The organism is Chitinophaga vietnamensis (assembly GCF_902167635.1).
Classification (GTDB): Bacteria; Bacteroidota; Bacteroidia; order Chitinophagales; family Chitinophagaceae; genus Chitinophaga; species Chitinophaga vietnamensis.
Map to the genome: position 1 here is coordinate 1 of NZ_CABHMS010000015.1, position 1,290 is coordinate 1,290.

A 1,290-nucleotide genomic window follows, 5' to 3' on the forward strand; every position below is an offset into this window, starting at 1 on the left:
AAACTTCCTGTTTGCTGCCTGCACCTTGTTTGGCTGGTGTTACATAGTTAATGATATGTACGGTGTCAGCTCCGTTGGCGGCGCATTTCGGGTTAGTGATAGTCCAGGTGAATTTCACATCGCTGCCAGCAGGAACGGTTACTGTTGTTTTCGGATTGTGTATATCCGTGATGGTAACGCCAGTGGTTACGTTTGAAGTCCATGTACCAATCGCGCCAAACTCGGTAGGAGCGCCGGCATTCATGGTGAAGGTAGTTTGGTTACAAACTTCCTGTTTGCTACCCGCGCTTTGTTTGGCCGGTGTTACATAGTTAATGATATGCACCGTATCTGCACCATTGGCAGCACATTTCGGGTTGCTAATAGTCCATGTGAATTTCACATCGCTGCCAGCAGGAACGGTTACGGTTGTTTTCGGATTGTGTATATCTGTGATGGTAACGCCAGTAGTCACATCCGAGGTCCATGTACCAATCGCACCAAACTCGGTAGGAGCATTGGCGTTCATGGTGAAGGTAGTTTGGTTACAAACTTCCTGTTTGCTGCCTGCGCCTTGTTTGGCTGGTGTTACATAGTTAATGATATGTACGGTGTCAGCTCCGTTGGCGGCGCATTTCGGGTTCGTGATAGTCCATGTGAATTTCACATCACTGCCAGCAGGAACGGTTACTGTTGTTTTAGGATTGTGTATATCCGTGATGGTAACGCCGGTAGTTACGTTTGAAGTCCATGTACCAATTGCACCAAACTCGGTAGGAGCGTTGGCATTCATGGTGAAGGATGTTTGGTTACAAACTTCCTGTTTGCTGCCTGCGCCTTGTTTGGCTGGTGTTACATAGTTAATGATATGCACCGTATCAGCTCCGTTGGCGGCGCATTTCGGGTTGGTGATGGTCCAAGTGAATTTCACATCACTGCCAGCCGGAACGGTTACTGTTGTTTTCGGATTGTGTATATCCGTGATAGTAACGCCAGTGGTCACATCCGAAGTCCATGTACCAATCGCGCCAAACTCGGTAGGAGCGTTGGCATTCATGGTGAAGGTAGTTTGATTACAAACTTCCTGTTTGCTGCCTGCGCTTTGTTTAGCTGGTGTTACATAGTTAATGATATGTACGGTATCAGCTCCGTTGGCGGCGCATTTCGGGTTGGTGATAGTCCAGGTGAATTTCACATCGCTGCCAGCAGGAACGGTTACCGTTGTTTTCGGATTGTGTATATCCGTGATGGTAACGCCAGTAGTTACGTTTGAAGTCCATGTACCAATCGCGCCAAATTCAGTAGGAGCGT

At 47.9% G+C, this 1,290-nt stretch carries 1 protein-coding gene; it reads right to left on the bottom strand.

What is annotated here, in order from left to right; genetic code table 11:
• The coding region (locus FPG75_RS26110) for a hypothetical protein (protein WP_161596925.1) at nt 1–1,290 on the bottom strand (1,290 nt) is incomplete at both ends.